This window comes from Pseudomonas californiensis (assembly GCF_021147775.1).
Lineage (GTDB): Bacteria > Pseudomonadota > Gammaproteobacteria > Pseudomonadales > Pseudomonadaceae > Aquipseudomonas > Aquipseudomonas californiensis.
The window spans coordinates 1-12,080 of record NZ_JAGTPK010000027.1 but is presented as its reverse complement, the minus strand read 5'-3'; the positions used below and the strand labels follow the sequence as shown (position 1 = coordinate 12,080).

The following is a 12,080-nucleotide window of genomic DNA, read 5'->3' as shown; positions in this document are numbered from 1 at the left end:
GCGTCAGCCGTTGAAAGTCTCGATTCGACGGTTTATCCAGGCATGGCTGTGCGCCAGAACCCTGCCGGTCATGGCCGTCGGAAAGTGGATGAACCCGTGCGCTGTAAACGGCAGGACATGCACGTCGACAGGCGCGTATTTCGACCAGCGATCGGCGATTTCGACGGTGTCATCCAGCAACGGGTCCAGCTCGCCGGCTAACATCAGTGCGGGTGGCAAATCGGTGAAATCGCCGTGCAGCGGTGACAGCGGTGGTTGCTGGCGTTGCTGATCAGTCAAGCCTGGCGTTAGCAGGCGAAGAGCCTCAACCATGCCTGGTCCGTCCAGCACCAGCGTTTCGGGACCCGCCTTGCGTACGCTGGGTGTACCTGTCAGATCATAGACGCCGTAATACAGCACGGTGCCGATGACCCGCTTGAGCAGGTCGGGCCATTGCTTGAGCCGCAACAGGGTGGCGGCGGCGAGGTGCCCGCCAGCGGATTCGCCCACCACAATGACCGGCAGGCCCGCGAACTCGCCGGCTTCAGTGAGCAGCCAGCGCGCGGCGCACAGGCAGTCATCCATCACGCCCTCGACCGGTGTCGACACTGCCAGTCGATAGTCGACCGAGACCACCGTCATGTTGCAGGCATTGACAATACCGATGTTCAGATCGTCATTCATCTGCGCATTGCCAATCACCCAGCCGCCGCCGTGGATGTCCAGCACCACGCCGCTTGCCTGGCCCTTGGGACGTATGATCCGCACGGGAACGCGTGCACCTTCATGGCTGACGACTCTTCGTTCGGCCTTGAGCCCTTGCCTGACCAGCTTGGCGGCGCCGCGAAGTTGACTCATGCGCAACAGGGACTGGATCAGCCGGGGCGTGAAACGATTGCGGATTTTGAAGCGTGGCCATGCCGCGAGCTTTTGGTTGTAACGCTGAACTTCGGCCAGCTCACGTTCATCAGTTGGCCAGGGGGCTTGGGTGTGCAATACGATGTTCTCTTGGATGGATGATCATTCAGGCTGAGTCGGTTGCGTTCAGACCTGGGCCGACGTGCTCAATCGATAACACATATTTGCGTCAAACCCAGCTGTTGCGCCTGCATCAGAATCTCCTCTGGCGTCGCGTCCGCTGTCGGCATCATCAAGCTGCTCTCGCCATCGCCAAAATGTAGTTGCAGCAGATGCATCGCGGCCTCATGAACGGGCAGGGTGGGCTGCTTGAGTTCGAAGACGTGTGAGCGCTGCTCGTCGTTGAACAGGTATTCCAGGGTGTACGTGTGCATGGTGGGCCTCGTGAACGTCGATGTGCCGCGACCTGCAGCCACATGAATCCAGACATCACCAGCGGTGGATAGGTTTCTTTCACGCAACGAGTGCTTGCTCGCACAGACGCTTTACCCTGTATCGCTCACCACGCATCATGTGCTGCCCGTCACCCTGCGGCGGGCGTCGGGCATTCATGGTGAAAAGGAAAAGCAGTTGAACGAACAGACATTGTCACAGCGTCTGGAGCGTGTTGCGGCCTGTGTCCCAGCCCGGGCGCGCCTGGCTGACATTGGCTCCGACCACGGCTACTTGCCTGTGGCGTTGGTGCGCCGGGGCGCGATTACGGCAGCGGTCGCAGGTGAGGTCGCATTGACGCCTTTTCACTCGGCGCAGCGCAGCGTTAGAGACAGCGGTCTGGAGGCGCAGATCACCGTGCGCCATGCCGAAGGCTTGAATGCCATCGAGCCGCAAGACGAGATCACTGCCATCAGCCTTTGTGGGATGGGCGGCGAGACGATTCGAGACATCCTTGAAGGCGGCAAGTCACGGCTCAGCGGTCAGGAACGCCTGATCATGCAACCCAACGGCGGCGAGCAACCCTTGCGCGAATGGTTGATGAAGCATGACTACTGCATCCGTCACGAAGAAGTGCTGCGGGAAAACCGTTTCGACTACGAGATCATCGTTGCCGACCGAACCGGCCCGGTTACCTACACAGCGCAGCAGTTGTATTTCGGCCCTTTGCAGATGCAGGTCCGTAGCCCGGCGTTTTTAGCCAAATGGCAGCGCAGGCTGCGCCTCAAGCAGAAAACCCTGGCTCACTTCGCCCGTGCAAAACAGGCAATGCCCGAGCCTACGGTATGCGATCTGAAAACACAGATTCAGTGGATTACCGAACTGCTGGTTTAAGCTGTGAAGGCGTACCAGCTTCCCCCCCACTGTGGTCAACTGCTCCAAAAACGACCCTTTTACGTGTCAATCGACATTCTATCGGTCCAGTGATTTCGTTTTGATATCACGACAGCTAGACTGAGCAGGCGAAAACCCTGCAGGCTCGGCATGCAGTGCGTATTTGAGTATTTGCGTATCTAATTGCTGCCCAAGGGCCACACAATGACTTACCGCTCGTTGCTATATCTGGTGCCCGCTTCTCTGGCTGCCTTCGCCAGCGTTGCCGTTGCCAATGAAGTCGCGCCCACTTCCCCCCGATTCGATATCAACAGGTTTGACGTTCGCGGCAATACGTTGCTGCCAGCCAAAGAGCTCGATCAAAGTGTTGCGGCCTTTGTGGGCGGTCAGCGCGATTTCGGTGATGTGGTCAAGGCTCAGGAAGCTTTGGAGGCCGCTTACCACCGGCACGGCTATCAACTGGTACGTGTCGACCTTCCCGAGCAGGAATTGAACGGCGGGGTCGTTGTTTTTCAGGTTGTGGAAATTCGCCTGGGCCAGGTAAAGATCGCTGGCAACCAGCACTTCAGCAATGACAACGTCCGGTATTCCTTGCCGGGACTGCAAGAGGGGCAAACGCCTGATCTGACGGCGATTTCCAAAAGCCTGAAACTGGCGAATGAAAACCCTGCCAAACAGACCGTGATGAAACTCAAGAACAGCGATGGGCAAGACACCGTCGATGCGCAACTGCAGGTGACCGATGAGTCGGCGTGGAGTGCGTCGCTCAACATGGACAACAGCGGCACCAAGGAAACCGGCAAGACATACATGGGTGCGGTGCTGCAAAACGCCAACCTGTTCGGGCGTGACCAGGTCATGAGTCTGCAATACACCACCACGCTCGAAAAACCCGAGCGGGTCAGTGTCTATGGGCTTGGCTACCATCTGCCGTTGTACGAACTGGGTGATTCGCTGGATTTTTTCACCAGTTATTCGGATGTGGACAACGGCCTCGTCACGGCCGGTATCTTTGATCTTGCGGTCAGCGGCAAAGGTACGATTTTCGGCGGGCGGTATAACCATAATCTTGCAACAGACGGTAACTACCAGTCGAAGATCGTGTATGGCCTCGATTATAAGGCCTACAAGAACAACCTCGAGATGGAGGATGTTCAGCTCGGCAACGACATCACGGTGCATCCGTTCAGCGTCGGGTATCAAGGTACGTGGGTGCGACTCGATGGCGACGCCAACTTCGGGGTCACGCTGGTGCATAACATTCCCGGCGGCTCGCGCGGCAAGCAGAGCGATTTCAATCTGGCGCGCAGCGATGCCCGGGATGACTACACCGCGTTGCGTCTGGCGGCCAGCATCACCCAGGCCTTGCCGGCTGACTGGCAGCTGCGCGGCGTGGTCAACGGTCAGTACAGCAACGATGCCTTGATACCGGGCGAGCAGTTCGGCGCGGGCGGTGCAATGTCGGTGCAACGGCTAGCTTGATGCGCGGCCCACTGACAGTGGCCAGGTACCCCTGCTGCTCAAGTATTCGCAGGCTGGATCACCGCGGGCAGCCGTGTGAATAGCGTCAACCTTGTGCTGTTCTGTCAGCAGTATTTTCCGTTATGTGCTCATGAAGCCTTTAAACCTCAACCATCGGAAACCCTCACTGAGCGATGAGCGGCTGGCTGTATGATTGCGCAATCAGTATAGTATTCCCGGGGCCTTGAATACTAGCATCCCCTTTTTTTGATCTCGTATGATTGCGCAATCATTTTGCTTTGTGCTGGAGCGTCTTGAAGTCGACGATCTCGATGACAGCCCGAAGATGCTTGCCACTGACAAGTCTGCAAAATCTGACCTGGCGGATTACAGAGCCTGATGCATGCGCCACTCTTTCATTCAAACCTCAGGAGAGCACTATGTCCGTACAACAACAAAATCACGCATCCTCTGACAATGACCAGATTGCCTGGGTCAAAGTGTCTTCGGTTTTCCTGCCACTGGCTAACCCGATCAGCGACGCAAAGGTTCTCACCGGGCGGCAGAAACCGATGACCGAAATCGCCATTCTGGTGGCCGAGATCGAAACTCGCGATGGTCATCGCGGCCTCGGTTTCAGTTACTCCAAACGCGCAGGTGGTCCGGGTCAGTTCGCTCACGCCAGAGAAATTGCGCCAGCGTTGATCGGCGAAAACCCCAGCGACATCTCCAAACTGTGGACCAAGCTGTGCTGGGCCGGGGCTTCAGTGGGGCGCAGCGGATTGTCGACCCAGGCGATCGGCGCGTTTGACGTGGCACTGTGGGACCTGAAAGCCAAGCGCGCCAATCTGTCACTGGCTCGTCTTTTGGGCGCGCATCGCGACTCGGTGCGTTGCTACAACACGTCTGGCGGCTTTTTGCATACGCCGCTGGATCAGTTGCTGCGCAACACCGACCTGTCACGGGAAAAGGGTATTGGCGGTATCAAACTCAAGGTCGGACAGCCTGATTGCGCCCTGGATCTGCATCGTGTGGCGACGGTGCGCAAACATCTGGGAGACGACTTTCCGTTGATGGTGGACGCCAATCAACAGTGGGATCGTCCGACCGCGCAGCGCATGTGCCGGCGCTTCGAGGAGTTCAATCTGGTCTGGATCGAAGAGCCGCTGGATTGTTACGACGCCGAAGGTCACGCCGCCCTTGCGCAGCAATTCGATACCCCGATCGCGACCGGAGAAATGCTCACCAGTGTGGCCGAACATGCCGAGTTCATCAGACTGCGTGGCGCCGATTTTCTCATGCCCGATGCACCACGGGTTGGCGGCATCACACCGTATCTGAAAGTCGCCGCCATGGCCGAACACGCAGGTGTGATGCTTGCGCCGCACTTTGCCATGGAACTGCATGTGCACCTGGCCGCTGCATATCCGACCGAGCCGTGGGTCGAACATTTCGAGTGGCTGGAACCGCTGTTCAACGAACGCCTGGAAACCCGCGACGGTCGCATGCTGGTGCCAACCCGTCCGGGGCTGGGGCTGTCGCTGAGCGGGCAGGTCCAGGCCTGGACTGCTCAAGTTGCGGAGGTTGGGTCGCGTGCCTGATCGGCATTTCCAGTTTGTCTGAAGCATGAAAGGGAGCGCCGGTTACAAGGGCGCTCAATGCGATTACGACGCATGTGCTGCTCGCTGCCTGAGCGCCTCGGGATTTAACAGGGTGCGTGTCTGCCCAGGCTTTGTTAAATTCCTCTCGCGCAATCGCATCAGGGCTGTATCAGCTCTTCAGTGCCGAATCCGGAATCCGTCATGCCGAAAAAACCAGTCAGGCCTGCCAGGCAGACGCTGTCGTCCGTGCCGAAAAAGGCCTCCAGTCTCACGCTGATCGATGTCGCCAAAGTGGCTGGCGTGTCGCCCATGACCGTTTCGCGCGCATTGCATCGGCCTGACCTGGTAAGTGAGGACACCCGCGAAAAGGTCCGTGAAGCGGTACGCAAGACCGGGTACGTTTCCAACATGCTGGCCGGTGGGCTGGCGAGTAACAGAAGTCGGCTGGTAGCGATCTTTTTGCCAACCATCGCCAACAGCATTTTCGCGGATACGGTTCAGGCCCTGATGGATCGCTTGACTCGGGCCGGGTATCAAACGCTTCTGGGCTTGACCGGGTACGACGCCGAGCAGGAAGAAAAACTGCTGGAAGCGGTATTGGGACGACGGCCGGATGGCATCGTGCTGACCGGCACATTGCACACTGAATCCAGTCGTATCCGTTTGGCCCAGGCGGGGATTCCGGTTGTCGAGGCGTGGGATTTGAGTGAAGACCCTATCGACATGCTGGTAGGGTTTTCCCATGAACACGTGGGTGAAGAAATCGCTCGGCATCTGCTGCGCAAAGGCTATAAGCGCTTCTCTGTAGTAGCTATCAGTGACCCTCGCGGGCTGCGCCGTTGCGACAGTCTGATCGCCGAACTCAAGAAGCACGGCATCACTGATGTTCCAATAGAACTGCTGTCGCCTCCCGCGACATTGCAAGTGGGGCGCGACGGGCTGGCGGCTCTGCTCGACCGCGGCGTCAGCAGCGACGTGGTGGTCTGCAGTTCGGACACTGTCGCGCAGGGTGTCCTGGCCGAGGCAGCCAGTCGAGGGCTGCGAGTCCCTGATGACCTGGCGGTCATGGGTTTCGGCGATCTCAGCAGCGCGGCTCATGTTTATCCAGCGCTGTCCACGGTTCGCGTCGACGGCAATCGCATTGGTCTGCAAGTAGCCCAGGCCTTGCTTGACCGGTTTCTAGAGCAAACGCCCGGTATCAGTCCAGTTCGTATCGACACCGGTTTTACTCTTGTTGATCGCGCCAGTACTTGATGCGGTTGATCCTGATGGAATCTGCAGAGCAGGCATTCGCAGGCCCTGCATCTGCGCTATCAATCAGCGTTTCTGACCGGCTCAGGGTCGAATTGATCGTCCTCAGGGGGACGGATTCAGTGCGTTCCGTCCCGCACCTGCATCAGCGCAAACCCCAGTAGATTCAGCCCTTTCCACAGGTTTGGATCATTGGCATCCACGTTGTCCTGCGCGAGCCCTATGCCCCAGATGGTATCGACCGGACTGGCTTCGACGATAACGCACGAGCCCGTTTGCAGAAGATATTCCTTCAGTTCTGGATTCTGAGAGAACTTGGCCTGGTTCGCCCGGACGACGATGTCGTATCGGTGTTGCAGCCAGATCTTGTCGTTGAAGCCGCGCACGCTGCGGCCAAGTGCTTTGGCGGCGTTGGGCGTAGGTGCCTCGAGTACTTGCGCACGGATGTCCTGATCGTCGAACAAGGCCGCTTTCTCGGCCATCATGAAGTGCTCGGCGGTCGGATAATGCTGCCCCTCGACAATGAACCCGGCCTCGTACCACTGGCTGAAGCAAGAGGCCTTGACGGCGGCTTTGCTGCGCTGGTGCCCCCAGAAAGTAACCGTCCGGCCAAGTCATCTGCCCAGCCCCGCAAAGCCAGGACATGGTGTGCACTTAAATTTTAAGTGGGCACCAGTTCTAGCCTTTTAAGCGGGTATTTCATGCAGCCAACACGCCGTTCCTATTCCAAGTCCTTCAAAGCCCAGGTCATTCAAGAGTGTGCCCAGCCCAGCCCAGCGCTTCGATTGCAAGCATCGCGCTCAGCCATAGCCTCAATGCAAACCTCGTCCACAAATGGATTCGCCTGCAAACGCAGAACAGCACGGCGCTGCAACATGCATTTATTCCATCGCCCATGCCGGTGGCCGGAGCAAGTTCGCACGCAGCGTCATCGAATATATATGTTGAGATCCAGCACCCTCGGGGCACCGTTAAAGTGAACTGGCCAAATGAAAGTGCTGCTGTCTGCGTGACCTTTCTTCGCGACCGTTTGCGATGATCCGCATCGACGCCATCTGGCTCGCCACCGAACCGATGGATATGCGCGCCGGTACCGAGACGGCATTGGCCAAGCTGATAGCGGTGTTCGGTGCGGCGCAGCCGCACTGTACTTATCTGTTCGCCAACTGCCGCGCCAATCGCATGAAAGTGCTGGTGCATGACGGCTTCGGAATATGGCTGGCGGCACGTCGGTTGAACCAAGGCAAGTTCCACTGGCCTGGCATTCGCCACGGTTCTCAGATGGAACTGGATACTGAGCAACTTCAGGCATTAGTGCTTGGTCTGCCATGGCAACACGCAGGTTCTGGAGGCTCGATCATACTGCTTTAATGCCGGCTATTAGCCTATCGGTCTATCGTTGTGAATGGTCGGCTCTGGCAAAATCGGCACCATGACTTCGCTCCCAATTATCGATCATCTGACTCCTGAACAGCTGCGCGCCTTGGCGGCGCAGTTGATACTGCGTGTCTAGACGCTCGACCGTCAGGTCGATACTCTTGGCAAGACAGTCGAAACCCTGGGAAAGAAGCTCCACCGCGACCAAACGTTGATCGAAAAGCTGACCTTCGAGATCGCACAGCTCAAGCGCTTGAAGTTTGCCAAGCGTAGCGAGCAAATGAATTCTGAGCAGGCCAGTTTGCTCGATGACCTGATTGACACCGATATCGCGGCAATTGAAGCAGAGCTTCAAAGCTTGCAGGCAGTGATAACGCCGACCGAGAAAAAGCAGAAGCCCAAGCGCACGGCATTACCGGCTGAGTTTCCACGCACCCTGATCAATCACGAGCCAGACAACACTCACTGCCCATGCGGCTGAGCCCTTAAGCGCATCGGCGAGGACGTCAGCGAGAAGCTGGACTACGTGCCCGGCGTGTTTAGCGTTGAACGTCATGTGCGTGGCAAATGGGCCTGCAATGACTGCGAAACGCTCATCCAAGCACCGATTCCGGCGCAGACCATCGATAAAGGTATCCCGACCGCCGGGCTGCTGGCCCAGGTCATGATTGCCAAGTTTGCTGACCATCTTCCGCTTTACCGTCAGGAATCGATCTTCGGTCGAGCGGGCCTGGCGATTCCACGCTCAACCATTAGCTCAATGGGTTGGCGTGACGGGCGTGCAGTTGCAGCCGCTGGTCGATGCGCTACGCGAAGTTGTACTCGGGCAGCAGGTTATCCACGCCGATGAAACACCGGTACAGATGCTCATGCCGGGAACAAAGAAAACTCACCGCTCCTATGTCTGGGCCTACGCCACCAGCCAGTTCTCGGACGTGACAGCGGTGGTTTTTGACTTCAGCCCCAGCCACGCTGGTGAGCAGGCCCTGCGCCATATCCAGTTGTTGTACGAAATTGAAAGAGAAGTCCGCGACCTAGAGCCGAATTTACGGCGCCGAATAAAGCAAGAAAAAGCTGCCCCAGTGATGAAGATGCTGCATGCTTGGATGATCGCCCAGGGTGACCTGGTGCCCGAACGCTCGGCCATCAGCAGAGCACTTGATTACAGCCTGAAACGCTGGGCAGCGCTATCGCGTTACCTAGATGACGGGGCGGTACCCATAGATAACAACTGGTGTGAGAACCAAATCAGACCTTGGGCTCTTGGACGTAAAAATTGGCTCTTCGCAGGGTCGCTACGCAGCGGAAAACGTGCGGCAGCTATCATGAGTTTGATCCGGTCTGCACGTCTGAATGGGCACGATCCTTATGCGTATCTCAAAGATGTACTGACGCGGCTGCCGACGCAGCGCGCCAGTAAGATCTCCGAGTTATTGCCGCATAACTGGTTGCCGTTACCCAACCTGTAATGCGAGTTCGCTTACTTTTCTGTTATCTCTATCCACCCCTTAACGCCGTTCTCTATATTGACCCGGGCCCACGATTTTTTGTCGTTAGCGCTGTTCTTCGGCAAGTACTCGTTTGATTTCCTGTAGTCTAAAGCCGTCGATGGACGCGCTGAACTGGGTATTCGACGGCGTCTTATCGTCGAGTAGCTCTCTGCGCTTCACGCGGAATGCCTGGTTGCGTTGAACTAGGTTTTCAGCTTCACTGTGACCTTCGCTGTTGACTCTTCCAGCCATACGTCCATCTGGCCGCTTCATCAGCTGTTTTGCTTGCGTCAGCGAAGCGCCATGCTTATAAAAATCCACCGGCAGAACATCAGCGCCAAATGCTGCATGAGCACCTTCATGCATCATTGAGCTTTTTGCTTCAAGGGCGCCAAGAGTGGTCCGCGCCCTGGACTCGGATTCGGTCGATAAAGTGCCGTGCTGAAGACCATGATGAATGTCGTCAAATTGAGCTGCATTTTTATGGGCTTTGATCGCGTAATTCAGTGAGTACATAACGCAATCGTCGTTCGTTTTTTGCGCCTGTGTCTCGATAATGGCGACCTGCGAGAGGGGTACTCCGCTCTCGCTTAAATCTTCCAGGGTCAGATTGTGCCGTTGAAGTTGTTGATAGCGTGGACCGACAATAACGGCTGGCTCTGTAATTATTATGGTTGGAGCGCCACCTTGGTGCAGGCGTACATCAGCCATGACGTGATGCTTGACTGTCTGTCCTGTTTCCGGGCTGGTTTGTGGGAATATTGCCCGAAACGAGTTGGGGCCACCGCTTTGGATTGCCTTAATGAGCTCCTTGTGGTCTCTGAAGTGACTGAGGTTAAGGCCCGGATTACGTTGATTCTCGATGTCGACCATTGCGTCGAGATGGGTCGCGTCCAGTTGTGCAAAACTTACACTTGTCTTCTTTCCTGATGCACGGTCAAGGGCTGCTTGGCCATAAGCTTTAATTGGACCTCGTGCGTGCCGTACGTAAGGTTTCAAATCGTTTATTTTCTGCTGCAGTCGCATGCTTTGAGTTCTCTCTGCGTCGCCTGCCGCTCTCTGCCTGCGATCCGGAGTGTTGCGCTCGCTTCGAGGAGGTGTGTCCGCACGGTCAGGCGAATGGACCTGGTGCGACATTCGAGATCCGCCGACGCATACATTTCCCATCTTGAACTCCTCATAAAGGTAAACGTTTCGAAGCAATGTGTGGCGCATCATCATTGACTGGTTCCATTGTGAAAACCTTAAGGAAGCGCTGCAGAAATGTATGCATTCGGCCATCACGCCTTGCGTGATTAAACCGGTTGCCAATTATGCGGTAGCAACTGATCTCACTAGCTCGCTGCGTCGGCAGGCGCGTGAGAATCTCCTTCAGATAAACATACGGATCATGGCCATTCAGCCGAGCAGTCTGGATCAGACTCATGATTGCCGCCGCCCGTTTCCCACTGCGTAGCGAGCATGCAAGGAGCCAGTTCTTGCGACCAAGAGCCCATGGTCTGATTTGGTTTTCGGCCCAATTGTTATCTATGGGTACGGCCCCGTCATCAAGATAGCGCGACAGGGCTGCCCAGCGTTTCAGGAAATAGTCGAGTGCTCCGCTGATGGCCCAGCCTGCGGACACGAGGTCACGCTGGGCGATCATCCAGACATGCAGCATATTCATCACTGGGACTTTTTCTTGTCGTATGCGGCGCCGTAAAAGGACGTTGATCAGCGAAGCGTAATCACAGGCATAATAACCATTCATAGGGCTCGGGGTATCTGCGGTGAAAATTCCCTGAAGCCAGGCAGAAAGTGGTGATCAAACAAGATGTGTTTGGCAGACGCTTACCCCAGAAGAAAGCAAACTCCATCGTTCTCCAGAGTTGAAGCGGCCGCGCAGGTTTTCCAAGTGTATTGAGTCGTTCAATGATATGTCCTCGGTGAAAGCGTAAGAGCGGACCTGTTTTCCACGAACACTGAGTGGGTACAGCTATAGGTGAGGAGGGTGTCGGGCGGCTTTTCTCGCATATACGATGCCTCAGGCACCTGCTTTCCCCCCTTCGACATCAAACATCGATATATAAAATACGCGTTGGTTCTGGCGGTTGCTGATGAAAGAAACCCCGTCCTCCGCTTTCCGATGAACAGGAGCGACGCAGAAGAGTGGTGCACCCGGTGTCACTTGATTTTCGATCACTGATTACAACACGTCGCACCAGAACACCAACAGACATCCGTACGCACGCCGATCAAGGACTGACCACCGGGTAGTGCTTTATCCGGCACTCGTAACTGTTCCCGTCGCCTTTGCACAGGCCATCCAGATACCGGTACTTGACACGTACAGACTGGCCTTTTATGGGCCATTTTCGACGCGGAAGCTGATTTTGATAGTCAGCAGTCTCCGGTGTGAAGGTGAGGCTGGCGCCTTCTTCAGGACATTCCACAGTGGGCGATGCCGGGTTTACCTTCAAAACCTGAGCCTGCAGTTGCAGATAAGGATGTTTCAGCACGTCAGTGACGCGCAGTTCCATCCTGCAAACTTGCCACGTCGATGCATGGTAAGCGTCCGCCGAAGTCACCTTGCACGACTTAGGCAGATACCCACTGATGCGGCAGCAGTTGCTCAATCTCACTCGCTCGCTGCGTCGGCAACCGCGCCAGCACATCTTTAAGATAGGCATACGGATCGTGCCCATTCATGCGCGCCGATTGGATCAAACTCATGATCGCCGCCGCCCGCTTGCCGCTG

Annotated in this window: 10 protein-coding genes and 3 pseudogenes; 6 read left to right on the top strand and 7 right to left on the bottom strand. The window is 56.5% G+C overall.

The features are described from left to right. Nucleotides 1-3: 3 nt before the first annotated feature. Nucleotides 4-975 (bottom strand): alpha/beta hydrolase, encoded by a 972-nt coding sequence (locus KDX37_RS21470; protein ID WP_231655033.1) that lies wholly within the window; start codon nucleotides 973-975, stop codon nucleotides 4-6. Between the two features lie 68 nt (nucleotides 976-1,043). Beyond that, nucleotides 1,044-1,271, bottom strand: a complete 228-nt coding sequence (locus KDX37_RS21465) for a hypothetical protein (protein ID WP_231655032.1) — start codon at nucleotides 1,269-1,271, stop codon at nucleotides 1,044-1,046. A gap of 196 nt (nucleotides 1,272-1,467) precedes the next feature. Here KDX37_RS21465 and KDX37_RS21460 point away from each other — a divergent pair, with 196 nt between their 5' ends. The 4 genes from KDX37_RS21460 (at nucleotide 1,468) to KDX37_RS21445 (ending at nucleotide 6,479) form a co-directional block, all read left to right on the top strand. Further along, nucleotides 1,468-2,163 (top strand): tRNA (adenine(22)-N(1))-methyltransferase, encoded by a 696-nt coding sequence (locus KDX37_RS21460; protein WP_231655031.1) that lies wholly within the window; start codon nucleotides 1,468-1,470, stop codon nucleotides 2,161-2,163. Nucleotides 2,164-2,367: 204 nt separating this feature from the next. Further along, nucleotides 2,368-3,645, top strand: coding sequence for a ShlB/FhaC/HecB family hemolysin secretion/activation protein (locus KDX37_RS21455; protein WP_231655030.1), 1,278 nt, complete (start codon nucleotides 2,368-2,370; stop codon nucleotides 3,643-3,645). Between the two features lie 419 nt (nucleotides 3,646-4,064). Continuing rightward, a complete protein-coding gene (locus KDX37_RS21450; RefSeq protein WP_231655029.1) occupies nucleotides 4,065-5,225 on the top strand; it encodes an L-talarate/galactarate dehydratase in 1,161 nt (386 codons plus the stop codon). A gap of 201 nt (nucleotides 5,226-5,426) precedes the next feature. Next, the gene (locus tag KDX37_RS21445; RefSeq protein ID WP_231655028.1) at nucleotides 5,427-6,479 is read left to right on the top strand and encodes a LacI family DNA-binding transcriptional regulator; all 1,053 of its coding nucleotides are present in this window, start codon (nucleotides 5,427-5,429) and stop codon (nucleotides 6,477-6,479) included. A gap of 116 nt (nucleotides 6,480-6,595) precedes the next feature. Here KDX37_RS21445 and KDX37_RS21440 read toward each other — a convergent pair. Then, nucleotides 6,596-7,072: pseudogene (locus KDX37_RS21440) on the bottom strand (NADAR family protein); the annotation flags it as partial. Between the two features lie 439 nt (nucleotides 7,073-7,511). Between KDX37_RS21440 and tnpB the strand changes: the two are divergent. After that, entirely contained in the window at nucleotides 7,512-7,847 is a 336-nt protein-coding gene (gene tnpB / locus KDX37_RS21435) for an IS66 family insertion sequence element accessory protein TnpB (RefSeq protein WP_231655027.1), read from the top strand. A gap of 61 nt (nucleotides 7,848-7,908) precedes the next feature. Continuing rightward, nucleotides 7,909-9,322, top strand: a pseudogene (gene tnpC / locus KDX37_RS21430) (IS66 family transposase). Nucleotides 9,323-9,406: 84 nt separating this feature from the next. Here the strand turns inward: tnpC and hopZ1a are convergent. From hopZ1a to KDX37_RS21410, 4 genes and pseudogenes are all read right to left on the bottom strand, one after another. Further along, the gene (hopZ1a, locus tag KDX37_RS21425) at nucleotides 9,407-10,510 is read right to left on the bottom strand and encodes a YopJ family acetyltransferase (protein WP_231655088.1); all 1,104 of its coding nucleotides are present in this window, start codon (nucleotides 10,508-10,510) and stop codon (nucleotides 9,407-9,409) included. 128 nt (nucleotides 10,511-10,638) lie between these two features. After that, a pseudogene (locus KDX37_RS21420) lies at nucleotides 10,639-11,042 on the bottom strand (IS66 family transposase); the annotation flags it as partial. A 535-nt stretch (nucleotides 11,043-11,577) separates the two neighbouring features. Then, entirely contained in the window at nucleotides 11,578-11,862 is a 285-nt protein-coding gene (locus KDX37_RS21415) for a hypothetical protein (RefSeq protein WP_231655026.1), read from the bottom strand. A gap of 58 nt (nucleotides 11,863-11,920) precedes the next feature. Further along, nucleotides 11,921-12,080 (bottom strand): transposase domain-containing protein (locus KDX37_RS21410; RefSeq protein ID WP_231655087.1); only part of this gene is annotated, 160 nt, incomplete at its 5' end.